Genomic DNA, 726 nt, shown 5'->3' with positions numbered 1-726 from the left:
GAGCCCGGAACCGAGGTCACGGTGGACCTGGAAGCGCGCACGGTGAGCGTGGGATCACTCACGGTCCCGTTCCAGATCGACGACTACACGCGCTGGCGGCTCATCGAGGGCTTGGACGACATCGGTCTCACGCTCCAGCACGAAGAGGACATCGCCGCTTATGAGCGGCAGCGTCCGGCCTGGCTGCCGCGGACGCTACCAGCGCGAACCTGAATCGGACCTGGCTCTCCGAGAGAACGTGGACGGGGTGAAGCTACGGGTGAGTAGGCGAACTGGCCGCGACCCACGCGCGGCGTCGTCGAACGCCCGTCAATCACCCCTAAGATGGGGCAGTGCTGAATCCGGGGCAAGGCTCGGCACTGCCCTCGGAGGACAGAGGGCATCGACGACAGATCGGGAGACCATGACCAGCGCACTGCAGATCACCGGCGGCGTTCCGCTGGAAGGCACCATCGAGGTGCGCGGCGCCAAGAACTTCGTGCCCAAGGCCATGGTCGCCGCACTGCTCGGCTCCACGCCCTCCGTGTTGCAGAACGTGCCGGAGATCAAGGACGTCAAGGTCGTGACCGACCTGGTGGCTCTCCACGGCGTCGAGGTCAACAACGACGGTCAAGGTGCGCTGACCCTGGATCCATCGAACGTGACCCGCGCCCGCTACGCGGACATCGACGCCCACGCGGGCGATTCGCGCATCCCGATCCTGTTGTGCGGTCCGCTGCTGCACAC

The 726-nt window shown here is 66.3% G+C and carries 2 pseudogenes; both read left to right on the top strand.

The window, feature by feature from the left end:
• Positions 1-213 (top strand): annotated as a pseudogene (locus GTW58_RS13290) (3-isopropylmalate dehydratase small subunit); the annotation flags it as partial.
• 190 nt (positions 214-403) lie between these two features.
• Positions 404-726: pseudogene (locus GTW58_RS13285) on the top strand (UDP-N-acetylglucosamine 1-carboxyvinyltransferase); the annotation flags it as partial.

The organism is Kocuria subflava, assembly GCF_012163155.1.
GTDB classification, from domain to species: Bacteria; Actinomycetota; Actinomycetes; order Actinomycetales; family Micrococcaceae; genus Kocuria; species Kocuria subflava.
The sequence above is the reverse complement of the archived record's forward strand: the minus strand, read 5'-3'. Positions and strand labels throughout refer to the sequence as shown.